The following is a 16,101-nucleotide window of genomic DNA, read 5'->3' as shown; positions in this document are numbered from 1 at the left end:
GTATTGATTATTTTTGTAATTATCGGTTATACGTTTTTGGTTATTTTTAGTTTTATTCCGTTGTATAAAAAGAAGTTATGGTCCGACTTTTGGGTAAACAGTATATTGGGTGTATTGTCATTTACTATAGCCGTTTTAATATCATTTAATGTTAAAATACCCAGTCCTGCCAAGCCTATTGCGAATTTAATTACATCAATATTTGGAAAGTAGGTTATAAAATGAGAAAAGAGCAAATATCGGATAAAGAAGCAATAATTTTAATAATGATGTTTATAATCGGGACTACGCTGATTGTAGGTACAGGGGGAAATGCTAAGAATGATGCATGGATTTCAGGGATACTTGCCACATTTTCTTTTATTCCGCTGCTTCTTATATTTTCGAGATTACTGTCGCTTTTTCCGGGAAAAGATTTATTTGATATTTTTAGTATGGTATTTGGGAAAGTACCGGGTAAAATTTTATCTGCCATATACATATGGTATAGCTTTCATCTGGGAGGGCTTGTACTGAGGAATTTCGGGGAATTTGTAAATGTAGTGGCTTTTCCCGAAACGCCTTTGTTTATACCCATGCTATGCCTGGGAATTGTGTGCATTGCTGCTGTCTATCTGGGGATTGAGGTAATGAGCAGAACTACGGCTATTTTTGTACCGTTAATTATTTCTATTGTATTTGTTGTTCTGATATTGGGAATACCTCAGCTCCGAATGGATTACATTCAGCCAATACTAGGAAATGGTTTTACCACGATTCTGGTAGGTGCATTCTCAACTTTTTCCTTTCCTATGGCTGAAACTGTCATTTTTCTTTGTATTTTTACATCCCTTCAAACAAAAAAATCACCTAAAAGGGTGTACATATGGGGAACCTTTATTGCAGCCAGTATGATTATCATAATCACAATAAGGAATATAGCCGTACTAGGGAATTTGGCGGGCAACTTCTATTTTCCGTCTTATGTAGCTGCAAGTAGAATTAGAGTTGGTAATTTTATACAGGGAGTAGAAGTAACCGTATCCTTTGTATTTATATTGGGTGTTTTTGTAAAATGTACGGTATGTCTGCTGGCGGCTTGCAAAGGAATAGCTAAAGTTTTCAATTTAAAGGATTACAGGTCAATTGTAGTTCAAACAGGATTGCTGATGATTTATTTTTCGTATACTGTTTATTATACTATAATAGAAATGAACTACTGGATCAACAAAATCTATCCCTACTATGCTTTTCCAATGCAGGTGATAATACCCGTTATTACTTGGATTATCGCAGAGATAAAAAAATCCAGACAACCTCTTACTAACAAGTGAAAAAGCAGATATTGACTAAATTTTAACACAATGCTACTATTTGGATATAAAAACCTAGGAGGTTGGATATGAAAAAGATATTAGCATTGGTATTGAGTGTGTGTCTTGTGTTATCTGTATTTGCTGTTCCCGTAACGGCGGCATCAACAAAATTGACATCTTCAGAGATTAACATCATAAAGGCATATCAAAAAACCCTTGAAACAAAAAATCTTCAGTATATCAACAGTTACAAGTATAGCGGTGTTACCTACAAAATGTTGAGTATACCAAACGGCTCAACTGCAAGGATACTTACTCCCCAGTATTCAAAGGGATACGATTCAAAACAGAAGCTGTATACGGCTAACCTGAAAGGCTTGCTGGTAATCAGCAGTAAGACTACATTGAGTGTTTCTAATGTCAGCGGCGGTGTTTATCTTAAAACAAAAAACAAGAAGACATACGCCTATAATGCAGTTGCAACAACCACAAAGGCGATTCAGGTAAAGAGCCTTACCAGTAGTCAGAAAACTGAAGTCAAGAAATATTTAAGCTCCATGTACGGGGAAAAGACCGCAAATAATCTTATTAATCCGTCTACAGTTCTTGGAACGATTAATAATCCCGTTCCATTGAATCAAAAATATACTTGGAGTGAAACAAAGGACTTCCTAAGTGACAAAATATCAGCTACCTTCTCAATGACTGTTAAAAGTTTTAAAAAGGTGACATTGGATGAACTGGAGCAAATGGGAATAACTGCTAAGGATAGAGCTGACCATGAGTATGCCATAATAGATGTTCTATGGGAAGTTCAAAATGCTCAGCTTACCAAGGTTAAAGGAGAAGGGTCAGCTTATCTTAGTGTAGGATGGGACCCATACATATGGGGAATAAAAACCTCTGACAATGCATCAATAATCGGGACTATGGATTATGGCTTTGATGGAAGTCTGGATGATGCTATGGATGAAGCTACAGACTTTAGAAAAGTTACTCCCGGCATAACAGAATCATTTACTGCGGAAGGCAAAGTCATCATTGACCTGTATAAGAATAAAACAAACTATCTCGTTATGCAGAATGAACAAGTACGAGATATAGATTATGATGGGAGCTTTATATATTTTAAATTGCAATAAACCAGTCAAAAAAATTGATGAGTAAAAGGGGTACTTCACAAAAGAGGTACTCCTTTTTTATACTGACAAATTATTGATTTAATACTTGAAAACTAAAAAACATAATTCTGGCATACAAACTAAACATAGTATATAATTCTTATAAAAACAAATAAATTAATTTAATATTTTATAAAAAAGGTATTGACTAAAATTAAATTTGGTTTTATTATATTAATATAATAAAACCTATAAACTTACTAGCATATAAAGGGGGATACCATATATGAGCAGAAAACTTAGTTTTGACACATTACAGGTTCACGCAGGGCAGGAAGTAGATCCGACCACAAGGTCAAGGGCAGTGCCTATATACCAGACAACATCATATGTATTCAAAGATGCAGACAATGCAGCAGATTTATTTGGTCTGAAGGACTCGGGAAATATTTACACAAGAATTATGAACCCTACAACAGACGTATTTGAAAAAAGAATTGCAGCACTAGAAGGCGGTTCGGCAGCCCTTGCAGTTTCATCAGGTTCAGCAGCAATAACATATTCAGTGCTGAATGTTGCCGGAGCCGGAGACGAGATAGTAGCTGCGAACACCTTGTATGGAGGAACTTATAACCTTTTTGCGGCAACCTTGCCAAGATACGGAGTAAATACAACCTTTGTAGATCCTGATAACACCCAAAACTTTGAAGTTGCTATTACTGACAAAACAAAAGCTCTGTACATTGAATCAATAGGTAACCCAAATGCAAATCTAATCGATATTCAAGCTGTAGCAGACATTGCACATAAGCATGGCATCCCCCTTATAGTTGATAACACCTTTGGCTCACCATATCTTGTGAAACCCATCGACTTCGGAGCAGACGTAGTAGTTCATTCTGCAACAAAATTCATAGGAGGACATGGAACTTCTATCGGTGGAGTAATCATTGACGGAGGTAAATTTGATTATTCTGCTGGAGATAAATTCCCCGGTTTTACAACACCTGATGAAAGCTACCACGGCGTTGTATTCAGTCAGTTGGGAGAGGTGGCATTTGTAACAAAAGCCAGAGTTCAGCTGCTTAGAGACACAGGCGCAGCTATCAGCCCTTTTAATTCATTTTTATTTATACAGGGACTTGAGACATTATCTCTAAGGTTGGAAAGACATGTAAGCAATTCTAAAAAGATAGCAGAATATTTGGAAAAACACCCCTTAGTGGAGAAAGTAAATTACCCAAGCCTGAAAGGAAATAAATACTATGAACTGGCTCAAAAATATTTTCCAAAAGGTTCAGGCTCAATATTTACTTTTGAAATAAAAGGAGGCCTTGGAGTTGCAAAGAAATTTATAGACAGTTTGGAAATATTCTCATTACTGGCAAATGTGGCAGATGCTAAATCTCTGGTAATACATCCTGCAAGCACTACACACTCCCAGCTTTCGGAAAATGAACTTTTAGAATCAGGAATAACACCCGGAACAATTAGACTTTCCATAGGTATTGAAGATCCGGATGACCTGATATATGACATAGAACAGGCACTTGAGAAGAGCAGGTAAAAAACCCATATTGGCTGGCAGTTGACTTTTCGTTAATGAATAATATAATTTATATTATGCACTTTTTTTACATTATTTTATTTATTTAGTTGATGGAGGTCAATATGCCAATCAGAATCCCTGACAATCTGCCTGCGGTGGAAACCCTGAATAGTGAGAACATATTTGTCATGTCTGAGGACAGGGCATACCATCAGGATATACGACCGCTTAAAATTGCAATTTTAAATATAATGCCGACCAAAATAACCACGGAGACGCAGCTGCTCAGACTTCTTGGAAACACACCTCTTCAGGTGGAAATCGTACTGCTGCATCCCGCGTCCCACATGTCAAAAAATACTCCTGAGGAGCACCTTGAAACTTTTTATAAAACTTTTGACGAGATACAAGGAGAGCATTTCGACGGACTGATTATCACAGGAGCGCCTGTTGAACAAATGCCCTTTGAAGATGTAAATTACTGGGAAGAACTTAAAAGGATAATGGATTGGAGTAAGAAAAACGTATACTCTACACTCCACATATGCTGGGGAGCTCAGGCAGGTCTGTATTATCATTACGGTATACCAAAACGTGATTTGCCTAAGAAAATGTTTGGTGTGTTTGAACACACTAAAATAAAAGAGCATGTCAAACTACTCAGAGGCTTTGACGATGTGTTTTTTGTACCCCATTCCAGGCATACGGAGATTACCCATGAGGATGTAGCAATGATTGATAAACTGGAAATACTGGCTGAGTCCAAAGAAGCAGGGGTATATCTGGTAGCATCAAAAGACGGACGTCACATTTTTGCTACAGGACATTCTGAATACGATCCCTACACACTTAAATTTGAGTACGAGAGAGATGTGGAAAAGGGGTTGGATATAGAAGTTCCCAAGAATTACTATCCAGGAGATGATCCGACAGAGGAGCCTATTGTAAGATGGCGAGGCCATGGAAACCTTTTGTTTTTAAATTGGCTCAACTATTATGTATATCAGGAAACACCTTACGATTTAACTAACTTAGGAAAGTAATAAAATGAATTAAATGCCTTGAGCACCTGAAAGGGTGATAAATCATAACCTTTTTGAGGGGTATAGCATGTTACGACTCGATAACTGTGCCAGGGGGAGGGCCGGTACAGGACTGGTGGTAGTCATACGGTGCTCAAGGCTGAATAGACATTTGTCTATCTACTTTACATAATATTATTTTTGCATAAAATGTTACTGTTTTAAATTGCAATTTCCTCTTATTTTTTGAATACTTCTTAAAACAGCATCCTTTGAGTTCCCCCAAGGGGCATCGTTATATCTGTAGTCAAATTTCTTTGTGAACCAATCAACTTCCTTTTCTACTCTATCAAGGTTGGAGATTTGCATTTCCATGAGTTTTTTAGTAAATATTGCTGTCTCGCTTGTATTAAGATATTTTTTTGTTGATACAAGCAATTGTTTAAGGTGTTTCAGGCAAAAACCTTTTTTTGAATCAAAAACTTCCCTGAAATCAGGTTCCCTGAAATACAAATAAAAAATAACATCAATATATCTGTCCATTGTGTGTTCAAGCTTACTGCATATTGAACAGCTGTGTTCTATTTTATCAAGCTCGCCTACAAGTTCCTGTACCATCTTGTCAGTTTCAGTCTGCTTTGACGATATTTTATTTGAAATATTCTTCATAAGCCCGGCATTAGCATCCTTTTCCAATGAGCCTGCACGTGTTTCAAATATGTTTTGAAACTTTTTGTTTTTCTCCTGCATAAAAGTATCAATCATAAGGGCAAGGCCAAGGCGGTTGGCCTGACTATTGAACATAGCTTCAAAATGGTCTTTGCAAAACCCTTTTTCATTTGTCTCCTGTCTCATATCAGGTTCCATCAGGGATGGTCCCAGAGCATACTCTATACATTCATTCTCCAGCTTCTTTTCCAGAACGCAAAGGGGACACTCACAGTCCTCTGCAAAAGCATCTGACACAGGTATTGTATATATTTTCTCCTTCATTGTAACCTCCGATATAATATGAAAAGTGAATACACCATATTTTCAAATTATATCATTGAAACAATACGCTTTAAAGAAATATTTCTCCCACACATAACCATTGATATTCCCGGTCGTAATTAATATTCTTAATATATTGTTTTTATGGATAGAACATATTGTTTTGCCGGTCATATGACGGGTACTATTGTAATGAGGAGGAATAAAAATGGAATATAAAGGCTATACCTTGGAAACCGCAGATGGAAACCTTTACGTAAAAAATATTAAGGACTTCAATCTAACACACATATTTGACTGCGGGCAGTGTTTCAGATGGATAAGACAGGAGGACGGAAGCTATAGAGGAATAGCCGGAGGCCGACTGGTAAATGTAAGATATGATAACGAGATTCTATGTATAACCAACTCCGGAGAGCAGGATTTTATAAACATTTGGTATGAATATTTTGACCTTGGTACTGATTATTCAAAAATCAAGTCTATCCTTGAACAGGATGAAATAATGAAAGAAGCAATAAAAACAGGCTGGGGCATACGTCTTCTGAAACAGGATTTCTGGGAAATACTAATCTCATTTATAATATCTGCAAATAACATGATACCAAGAATAATGAAAACCGTAGACACTCTTTCTGTTTTAAGAGGCAAGTGTATTGACCCGGTGATGAACGCATACAGCTTTCCTGATGTTGAAACACTTGCGAATACTTCATTAGAGGATATACAGCAGTGTAAGGCAGGATTCAGATGCAAATATATTCACAAGACATCTGCCTTGATGTCACAGGGCATTGTAACCGAAGATATTCTCAGGAATATGGATACAGATGCAGCACGTAAGGAGCTTATGAAGCTTCCCGGTGTGGGGCCTAAGGTTGCCGACTGTATATTGCTTTTCAGCGGATTGAAATATGATGTTTTCCCAATTGACGTTTGGGTAAAACGTGTTATGGAGGAACTTTATCTCAAAAAGGAATCAGGTCTCAAAGAAATACAGCAATTTGCCTCAAAGCAGTTCGGAGACCTTACAGGGTACGCCCAACAGTATTTATTTTATCATGCAAGGTTAAATAAAATAGGTATGTCGAAATAAAAACATTTGCGGAACTTTTTAAAAGCCATTTCAATATTATGTAATGTAGAGCAACTAAGTGTGGGTATAGGATATTATGAATTGGAGTGGATTTTATGAAGTGTATTGCAATATTAGAATCTGGGAATTATGTTTACAAGCTAAATTCTGAGCTTGAAAAAAAAGGATACGATTTTGAAGTTATGTCTACTCCGTGCAGCATTGCTAAAGGAGGGTGCGGGCTTTGTCTGAAATTTCCAGAAGAATTTCTGGGGGTAATAAAGGCGGAAGCCGCTCGTATCAACACTCCCGTAAAGGAAGTATATAGAGTTGTTTCGGGGTTTTCTAAGAATAAGTATGAAAGATTAAATTAGACAAATTATAAGGGAGAAAACAGTCGCTATTAAAGGATATATTATTCAGATTCTGTTTTACATGGATAAGAACCGATGTTATAATAAATCCATCGAAAGCAGTCAGATATAGGACTGGTGAACTTTCAAAATTGGATAACAGTTATCCTGAAATGAGCGAAAGAAACCTTTATTTTGAACCTACATCTTTCATAAGGGAGTCTGCTGTCTGGTATACGATGTCAGGCCTTATGTAATTCCGACACACGGCGTGAACGTTGTGCAACGGCGAAGGAAGGCTGAAGATACCACCGGGACACCCACCTAGCTTTGGGCTAGGTGTCAAAATACTGGGGACGCCATTTTGGGACTAACTTAAAGTGACGAGGGGCATTTAGATGCCCCTTTTACTTATTCTTTTTTCTTTGTAATTTCCATACCCCTTTGAAATTTTTAAGTAAACGTACCTTTTTCTTGACCCTGTCTGCAAATAGACGCTTCAATTCCTCTCTGGATTTTGGGAGATTGGAAAAGGATTGAGTATAGGGATTGGTAGTGTGTTTTAAATTATTTTGGGGGGCTTCCGGGTAAGTGCTTCTATTTGCATGAATCGGCTCGACATCCGATTTCACCGGCTTTATGCCTATTAGTATTTTAGATATTTCTTTCATAAGAGAGAGTTCCATATTCTGCTGATTTGACTCAAGGGATTTAATATTGTTAAAAATGATATTCTGAGCTTCTTTTAAATCTGCTACCTGTCTTTTCAATATTTTAAGTTCCGTTGTTATAATAGCTCTCATTTCATCAGTATTAAGGCCGCTTTCCAAGTCCATAGAATCATGTGTAAACATTAGCTTGAAGCCATTTACAAATGAAGCTGGTATTTCATCAGCTTGAACATGCTCATATGGGCTATTGGATTTATATCTGACACAAATATGCTGCCTTGAAAGAGAGGTGCTTTTGGAGGATTTTGTGAAACTGGCTCCGAAATCATTTGATATAAATGAATAAAGTGCATCATCCTTCAGGTAATATATCACCAGGCTGCTCTTTACGGATAGTATTGAAAAATTGGAAATAGGAGTACCCGAACCTGCCAGAATACTTTCAGATGTCCACATGTTTCTGTCCGGTATTTTTTGTTGATATACCAGTTGGAACTGTTTATCCTGTTTTCTTACATAACAGATATGGAAGATACCGTTCCGGTCAACGACTACCCTGGGATTCTGACTGTTGGAGGAGAACATAGTAATTTGTGAGTACTCACTCCAGATTTTGTTTACCATAGAATACTTCTTGTAACCTATTTGGTTATTCTTTCCGTCTGATATATGATAAAAGACATATATGTCATCATTCAAGTCATAAACAACCGTGTAAGGATTTGGAAGTAAGGTTATATTATCAACTTTTTTTGGCGCAACAGGAACACCGGCGGTTATTGTCTGATAGGACAGCATATATATTCCGTTATGTTCAATTATAAAGAAAATATGTACGGAACTATTTGCGACAATCAACGATAAATGTTTGTTGAATACAGAGTGTGATTTACTGGTAAGGACGGGTAATGCCTTAACGGTTTCATTTTGCTGCATAAAACAATAAATAATATTGCCTTTCTTATCCTGATATATGATATGGAAGCAATCCTTTTCATCAATTTCCACATAGAATTGCTCATAGGCTTCTGACTGCACTACTCTGGGCTCCGACCAGGCGAATCTTTTGGAAAATATGCTGTAGCATATTCCCTGATTGGTATCATAGTAAAAATTCCAAAGCTTGCCCTCGGAATCTTTAAATACAAATTGTTTGTTGTTGGGATTGTACATTTTTATCGGCCTCCAATCATTAATATATATGCTTAAAATTAGCTATTTAGTAACAAAACAAAGTAATCACACATTTGTTCAAATAACATAATATGTAATTAAGGGAAATCATTAAACAACTGCAATTAAGGGGGATTTTTATGGGTCAAGATAATGACAGAGTTGTCTCGGGGCTTATCAGTGAGAGAGATCTCAGTAGAATAAGAGAAGCCGTCGGTGTACATGCTGAAAAAATATACGATTCATGTAAAGACAGGGATTGTATAGAAAATGCAAGAGTATATTTTGAACGTCTTACGGATGCTGAAGTTCGTGCTATCAATGATTCCTTTAACGTTAAAATCAGAACGGCAGAGGTAAATGATGTTATAACGGATATAGAAGCAGTTCCATTTAAGAGAGGCTTTTATGCTGTAGATGTCAAATTTATTATAGCTGTAACACTTGATTTCTTTACCAGAATAACTATGGGAGGCAGGGAAAGAATTCAGATAACCACAGTAGAAGGCAACATATCCTATGACAAGAAAATAATATTATTCGGTTCAGAAGGCGGAGTTAAGATATTTAAGTCACTTTACAAGCCAAGGGCACTGGACATCCAATCAAACGCCGAGCTGCAGCAAAGTAACCTTCCTTTCTGTAAGATAGAAGTTGCTGAGCCTATTCCGTTAACTGCAAGAACAAGGAGCTGTTTAGACAAACAGGATGATGACAGGGAAATGGAGAGAGGGCCCGGTCCCCAGTCTGGACCTGTACTTACAAGAAGAGTGTACGTTACAGTAGGATTATTCTCAATAGTTAGTCTTGCAAGAGTTGTACCACTCTTAATACCTGCTTTCGATTTTTCATATCCACATAAGCACTGTCCTGCAGGAACAGATGACAATGCATGTGAATTGTTTGATACCTTTGATTTTCCATATGATGAGTTCTATCCACCTCAAAAATTTGATTTCCCCGGTGCGACAGATCAAGAAAGGCTTTTGCTTGAAGATGTGAATGAATGCGAGGACTAGCATAGCAACTGTAAGGCGAAAGAGGAAGGATTCAGTTCCTTCCTTTTTTTGTTACGCTTTATACTGTAAATGTATCCTTATTTACATAGAAAATTAAAACTGTTAAAATTACTATAGCTGTACAGGATTGTTTTTTTGAAATAGGAATATAATGATTTAGAATTTAATTTATAGTATAAAGGATAAAGTATGAAAAAAGGTCTGATGTATGATGCCAAATCAATAGCGAGCCGTGATCCTGCTGCTAAAAGCACTCTGGAGGTCGTTTTGCTGTATCCGGGTTTTCATGCTCTCGTATATCACAGGATAGCTCATTGGTTTTATAAAAAGAAAAGGTTCTTTATAGCAAGGTTTATATCGCAGTTTGGCAGACATTTTACAGGTATAGAGATACATCCCGGTGCCAAAATAGGCAGCGGTTTGTTTATAGATCACGGAATGGGTGTTGTTATAGGAGAGTCAGCCGTAATAGGGGATAACTGTACAATATACCATGGCGTTACCCTTGGTGGAACAGGTAAGGACAAGGGCAGAAAGCGTCACCCCACAGTTGGGAATAATGTACTTATAGGGGCAGGAGCCAAGGTTTTAGGGCCCTTCAATATTGGAGATAATTCAACCATAGGAGCAAATACTTTTGTGTCCTTTGAGGTTGAGCCATATTCCACAGTGGTAGGAGTGAAAGGGAGAACTGTTAAAAAGGCAGGTAAGAGAGTTGATTGTCCGTCAGAGTCTCTGGATCAGATACACATGCCGGATCCATTGTCACAGGAGATATGTAAACTCGCAAATCGTTTGCAGCATTTTGAAAATATGATATGCGACAGTGAAAGGGTGTCAGGTGGGAATTCTAAGCCCTTGAATAAAAAGAATGATAATAATACAATTAATAAATAGATGTACATGAGAGGAGAAGAAAATGAAGGTCTACAATACACTTTCAAGGCAAAAAGAAGATTTTAAGCCTATTGATGATAAAGAGGTACGTATATATTCCTGTGGTCCCACGGTTTACAATTATGCACATATTGGAAACCTACGCACATATGTGTTTATGGATATACTTAGGAGGGTTCTGGAATATAACGGATACAGCCTTAAACATGTTATGAATATTACAGATGTAGGTCATCTTGTTTCCGATGAGGACGAGGGCGAGGACAAAATGTTAAAGGGTGCCCGTGAACAGAAAAAGACACCTTGGGAAATCGCTGAATACTATACTGACATTTTTATGAAAGATATAAAAGCTCTTAATATACAGGTTCCTGAAATAGTACCAAAAGCAACTGAGCATATTCCGGAAATGCTGGATTTTGTACATGGCCTTGTTGACAAGGGCTATGGATATGAAACCAGTGATGGTATATATTTTGACATACAAAAATTTGACGGATACGGAAAGCTTTCAAGGGCCAACCTTGAAGACCAGATTGCAGGAGCAAGAGTTGAGGTAAATGAGGAAAAGCATCATCCTGCGGACTTTGCTATCTGGAAAAAAGCTCCAAAGGAACACATCATGCAGTGGCCAAGCGAATGGGGAATGGGATATCCCGGTTGGCATATTGAGTGTTCTGCAATGGGGAAAAAATATCTTGGAGATACCTTTGACATTCACACAGGTGGAGTTGACCATATACCCGTTCATCATGAAAATGAAATTGCTCAGTCAGAGGCACTTCTTGAAAAACCGGCAGTAAATTACTGGATGCACGGTGAATTTATGATGGTTAACAACGGTAAAATGTCAAAGAGCCTTGGTAATACTTATACCATAGACAATTTAAAGGAAAAGGGTTATGACCCTATGGCCTTCAGATATATGTGTCTGAACGCCCACTACAGAAACAAGCTGAACTTTACATGGGATGTTATGCAGTCGGCACAGGTTTCATATGACAGGTTTGTGGAAGGTGTACTTTCTCACAAGGATGGAAAGGAACAGATTGACAGTGCCGTTGTAAAAGAATTCCTCAGTGATTTTGAAGATGCCATAAATGATGACCTGAATATTCCAAAGGCTCTGGGAGTTGCTTGGAACGCAATCAGATACGGCAAAAAGTCACAGGAGATATATGAGCTTCTTACTAAAATGAACAAAATATTCGGATTTAATCTGGAGAAAAAGAAGGATGGCACAGGTGAAGCAGAAGTAAGTCCCGAAGTTCAGAAACTGCTGGAAGAAAGACAAGAAGCCAGAGCCCAAAAGAACTGGAAACGTTCAGATGAGATAAGAGACGAGTTAAAGGCTATGGGGTTTGCAGTGGAAGATACTGCAAATGGGCCTAAATTAAAGCTTTTGTAAATTTGATAACAAGTAAAATTTATATATTTCTCAAATCCTTTCACACCTTGGGTAAAACCAAGGTGTGTTTTTTTGCTCCTTCCTTCATATTATGTTAATAGACATTTTTAAATAGTATATGAAGGAGTGATTTAATGAACAGGTTGCAGGAATTTATAGGAATTATAAGGTCAAAGCTTGGCAGTGGCTATGTTTTTGGAGGACAGAACGATAAGCCTTTGACAAGGGAAGCCTTGGCAGAACTGGTTAAACGATTTGGAAAATCCCATTACTATTTCAACAGCTACTCCGCTGAAAGATGGTTGGGAAAAGAATATTATGACTGTTCAGGACTAATTGTTCATACTCTGAGGAAAATGGGGCTTATTGCAAATACAGCTGATTATACTGCACAGGCAATCTTTTCTCAGCTATGCAAGCCCATAGAAGCAAAGGATTTACAGGCAGGAGATTTGTGCTTTAATAAAACGGGATCAGGTATTGTTCATGTAGGTGTATTCATGGGTAACGGCAGAATTGTTCACGCAAGAGGGACTTTTTATGGGGTGGTTGAAACACAGGTATTCTCAACATTCAATACTTTTGGCAGAATGAACTTCTTTGCAGACGAAAAGCCCGAAGCAGTAATTAAGCCTGAAAATTCTATTAAAAAAGCCAAAGTTAAAACTACGGTAAACGAACAGCCCTTTGACAATACAGCAGGCTTAGGAAGCCTAAATGTGGGGAGCCTTGTACATGTGACAGGGAAAACCGACAATGGATGGTATCAGATAAATTTAAACGGAAAAACCGGTTTTGTAAAGGTGGCTGTACTTGATGACTATAATGAACTGGTGAAGGCTATTGCTTTTTTGAGCCAAAATGCAGGTATTGACAATGTTTACTGGTATAATCATGCCGGGGATATTAAATGGCTGGATGTCTGCTTTATTAAAATTGCAAAGGCCTTCGGGGCAAATCTCAACTAGAAGAAATTTTTTTACGTTTATGATATACTTGATTTAATTTATTTTACAACAGGAGAAAATACTTATGACAAAGCTGGTTTCATGGAATGTCAATGGACTTAGGTCGTGTATTGGCAAGGGCTTTTGGCATTTTTTCAAAGAGGTAGATGCGGATATATTCTGCGTTCAGGAAACAAAGCTTCAGGAAGGACAGCTTGAACTGGAGCTTGAAGGTTATGAACATTACTGGAATTATGCTGTTAAAAAAGGATACTCAGGTACGGCTATTTTCACAAAAATAAAGCCTGTATCATCTTCTTGCGGAATCGGTATAGAGGAACACGACAATGAAGGAAGGGTTATAACTCTGGAGTTTGAAGAGTACTTTCTTGTAAACGTGTATACCCCAAACTCCAAGAGAGAGCTTGAAAGATTGGAATATCGTATGAAGTGGGAAGATGATTTCAGGGTGTACCTGAAGCAGCTGGAGCAAACAAAACCTGTTATAATTTGCGGGGACATGAATGTAGCTCACCAGGAGATCGATATAAAGAATCCGCGTTCAAATAAAAGAAGTGCAGGCTTTACCATGGAGGAAAGAGAAAAATTCTCCGAGCTTATGGCGCAGGGGTTTGTGGACTCTTTCAGAACTCTGTATCCGGATAAAACAGGAGCCTATACATGGTGGTCATATATGTTTAAAGCCAGAGAAAAGAATGTAGGCTGGAGAATAGACTATTTCTGCGTATCGGAAGCATTAAAGGATAGAATTGAAGCTGCTGAAATATACTCTGACATTATGGGCTCCGACCATTGCCCTGTAGGACTGACAATTACATGTGAATAAATTAATGATTTATCCCGGAATTATTCACATGGCGGATAAGCCTATTTTAAAGATATACACAGATTTATACACACTATCCACAGAAAAACATGTCCACAACATAAACACATTGTGGATAACGTGTTAAATATCACTCTATTTACGTTTTAGCTGTGGATAAGTAAGCAAAAAGGAATGACGGATAAAAATTGTTTTAACATATGCCACTTTCGTGTATAATAAATATGCATAAAAAGGCATATTAGAGTTGGAGAAAATGAATGTTTGAAGAAACTATACAAAACATGCGTAAAGATTTTGATATTAAACCGATGGATGTGATGAATCTTCAGCCATTGGTTTTAGCTTATATAGGGGATGCGGTTTATGAAGTTTATATACGTACTATGCTTGTAGTAAACAACAAGTCAAATGTAAATATGCTTCATAAGATGTCTGTCAAGTATGTTAAAGCAAAGTCTCAGGCAGATATAGTTCACCGTGTTAACGACAGACTGACTGCGGACGAGCAGGATATTGTCAGAAGAGGCCGCAATGCCAAATCAGCCACTGTCCCAAAACATGCAGATGTTACAGATTACAGGTATTCTACCGGCTTTGAGGCATTGATAGGATATTTATACCTTACAAACAACTATGAGCGGCTTATGGAAATTTTAAGACTGGCAGTTGAAGAATAACAAATAACGATGAAAGCGTGGAATTAAGAATATGGCAGAATCAAGAAACAGGAGACCAGGTAATGCCCGTTATGATAAAAAGGGCCCCACTTCTGACTTTGGAAGGAAGAATTTTCAGGGAGACAGTAAAAAACGCGGGGTAAAGCCGGAAGAGCGCAAGGGGGTCAAGGGTGAGCCTGCAAAGAGAGCGACCTATGCGGCACCTGTAAAAGATACCGAGTTTGAAAACGTTGAAAAAGAAAATGTTGTTCCAGAGGAAACTGACAAGCTCGAGGGAAGAAACTCCGTAATGGAGGCTCTTAAAGCTAACAGGACAATAAACAAGTTGTTTATATCCAAGGGTGAAAAGGAAGGCTCTATTCGCCAGATTATAGCTATGGCAAGGCAAAAAGGAATTATTACAACTGAGGTTGATAAGAGTATACTGGACGGAATGTCCACTTCCAGATCCCATCAGGGAGTTATAGCTTATGTGGCAGTCAAGGATTATGTAGAGGTAGACGACATACTTGCAGCTGCTCAGGAGAAGGGCCAGCCTCCGTTTATTATCATATTGGATGAGATTTCCGACCCCCATAATTTCGGTGCAATCTTAAGAACAGCCAATGCGGTTGGAGCTCATGGTGTAATTATTCCTAAGAGAAGGGCCATAGGACTGACTTCAGCAGTCTCAAAGGCATCAGCCGGAGCGGTAGAGTACGTACCTGTATCCAGAGTAACAAATATTTCCCAGACTATAGAATATCTAAAGAAAAATAATGTCTGGGTTGTTGGAACAGATTCTACTGGAGAAAAAGCTTTTTACGAAAGCGACTTGAAAGGCCCTATGGCTCTCGTCGTGGGAAGTGAAGGCGAAGGAATGGGTAAACTTGTAAGAGAGAAATGTGATTTTGTTGTTAATATCCCTATGCAGGGGGAAATCAGCTCATTAAATGCATCTGTTGCAGCAGCTATAGTTATGTATGAGATACTAAAACAGAGAGGTAAATAAAAGTACATACTTTAAAAAAAGTAAACCCCATAAAAACACAATAAAAAGGATATTTTGTTA

General features: G+C 37.8%; 16 protein-coding genes and 1 other RNA gene. 15 read left to right on the top strand and 2 right to left on the bottom strand.

Annotation, left to right across the window (positions count from 1 at the left end):
- Positions 1-3 precede the first annotated feature (3 nt).
- The 5 genes from L323_RS42170 to metA all read left to right on the top strand — a co-directional run bounded on the left by L323_RS42170 (position 4) and on the right by metA (position 5,008).
- Positions 4-213 (top strand): hypothetical protein, encoded by a 210-nt coding sequence (locus L323_RS42170; protein WP_020816588.1) that lies wholly within the window; start codon positions 4-6, stop codon positions 211-213.
- An 8-nt stretch (positions 214-221) separates the two neighbouring features.
- On the top strand, positions 222-1,313 hold the full coding sequence (locus tag L323_RS36240; RefSeq protein WP_020816587.1) for a GerAB/ArcD/ProY family transporter: 1,092 nt from the start codon (positions 222-224) through the stop codon (positions 1,311-1,313).
- Between the two features lie 68 nt (positions 1,314-1,381).
- Positions 1,382-2,437 carry a hypothetical protein gene (locus L323_RS36235; protein WP_020816586.1) on the top strand — a complete coding sequence of 352 codons (1,056 nt, stop codon included), beginning with the start codon at positions 1,382-1,384 and terminating at the stop codon, positions 2,435-2,437.
- A 265-nt stretch (positions 2,438-2,702) separates the two neighbouring features.
- Positions 2,703-3,983, top strand: a complete 1,281-nt coding sequence (locus L323_RS36230) for an O-acetylhomoserine aminocarboxypropyltransferase/cysteine synthase family protein (RefSeq protein ID WP_020816585.1) — start codon at positions 2,703-2,705, stop codon at positions 3,981-3,983.
- A gap of 104 nt (positions 3,984-4,087) precedes the next feature.
- Positions 4,088-5,008 (top strand): homoserine O-acetyltransferase MetA, encoded by a 921-nt coding sequence (gene metA / locus L323_RS36225; RefSeq protein ID WP_020816584.1) that lies wholly within the window; start codon positions 4,088-4,090, stop codon positions 5,006-5,008.
- A 192-nt stretch (positions 5,009-5,200) separates the two neighbouring features.
- Here the strand turns inward: metA and L323_RS36220 are convergent, their stop codons facing one another.
- Complete coding sequence (locus L323_RS36220; RefSeq protein ID WP_020816583.1) at positions 5,201-5,980, bottom strand: DUF6062 family protein; 780 nt, start codon at positions 5,978-5,980, stop codon at positions 5,201-5,203.
- 208 nt (positions 5,981-6,188) lie between these two features.
- Between L323_RS36220 and L323_RS36215 the strand changes: the two genes are divergently transcribed.
- From L323_RS36215 to ssrS, 3 genes are all read left to right on the top strand, one after another.
- The gene (locus tag L323_RS36215; RefSeq protein WP_020816582.1) at positions 6,189-7,076 is read left to right on the top strand and encodes a DNA-3-methyladenine glycosylase family protein; all 888 of its coding nucleotides are present in this window, start codon (positions 6,189-6,191) and stop codon (positions 7,074-7,076) included.
- 95 nt (positions 7,077-7,171) lie between these two features.
- Entirely contained in the window at positions 7,172-7,429 is a 258-nt protein-coding gene (locus tag L323_RS36210; protein WP_020816581.1) for a DUF3343 domain-containing protein, read from the top strand.
- Positions 7,430-7,570: 141 nt separating this feature from the next.
- Positions 7,571-7,783: non-coding RNA, 6S RNA (gene ssrS / locus L323_RS40935), on the top strand.
- 32 nt (positions 7,784-7,815) lie between these two features.
- On the opposite strand, the gene L323_RS36205 is transcribed toward ssrS, so the two are convergent.
- Entirely contained in the window at positions 7,816-9,252 is a 1,437-nt protein-coding gene (locus L323_RS36205; RefSeq protein ID WP_020816580.1) for a hypothetical protein, read from the bottom strand.
- A 140-nt stretch (positions 9,253-9,392) separates the two neighbouring features.
- Between L323_RS36205 and L323_RS36200 the strand changes: the two genes are divergently transcribed.
- From L323_RS36200 to rlmB, 7 genes are all read left to right on the top strand, one after another.
- Complete coding sequence (locus L323_RS36200) at positions 9,393-10,271, top strand: hypothetical protein (protein ID WP_020816579.1); 879 nt, start codon at positions 9,393-9,395, stop codon at positions 10,269-10,271.
- Between the two features lie 189 nt (positions 10,272-10,460).
- Complete coding sequence (epsC, locus tag L323_RS36195) at positions 10,461-11,168, top strand: serine O-acetyltransferase EpsC (protein WP_020816578.1); 708 nt, start codon at positions 10,461-10,463, stop codon at positions 11,166-11,168.
- Between the two features lie 22 nt (positions 11,169-11,190).
- Entirely contained in the window at positions 11,191-12,576 is a 1,386-nt protein-coding gene (gene cysS, locus L323_RS36190) for a cysteine--tRNA ligase (protein ID WP_020816577.1), read from the top strand.
- 134 nt (positions 12,577-12,710) lie between these two features.
- The gene (locus L323_RS36185; RefSeq protein ID WP_020816576.1) at positions 12,711-13,544 is read left to right on the top strand and encodes an NlpC/P60 family protein; all 834 of its coding nucleotides are present in this window, start codon (positions 12,711-12,713) and stop codon (positions 13,542-13,544) included.
- Positions 13,545-13,608: 64 nt separating this feature from the next.
- Entirely contained in the window at positions 13,609-14,370 is a 762-nt protein-coding gene (locus L323_RS36180; RefSeq protein WP_020816575.1) for an exodeoxyribonuclease III, read from the top strand.
- Between the two features lie 260 nt (positions 14,371-14,630).
- Complete coding sequence (locus L323_RS36175) at positions 14,631-15,050, top strand: Mini-ribonuclease 3 (RefSeq protein ID WP_020816574.1); 420 nt, start codon at positions 14,631-14,633, stop codon at positions 15,048-15,050.
- Between the two features lie 31 nt (positions 15,051-15,081).
- On the top strand, positions 15,082-16,041 hold the full coding sequence (gene rlmB, locus L323_RS36170) for a 23S rRNA (guanosine(2251)-2'-O)-methyltransferase RlmB (RefSeq protein WP_020816573.1): 960 nt from the start codon (positions 15,082-15,084) through the stop codon (positions 16,039-16,041).
- Positions 16,042-16,101: the final 60 nt, after the last annotated feature.

Source organism: Ruminiclostridium papyrosolvens C7 (genome assembly GCF_000421965.1).
In the GTDB taxonomy this organism is placed as follows: Bacteria; Bacillota; Clostridia; order Acetivibrionales; family DSM-1351; genus Ruminiclostridium; species Ruminiclostridium papyrosolvens_A.
This window is presented reverse-complemented; position numbering and strand designations above follow the sequence as displayed.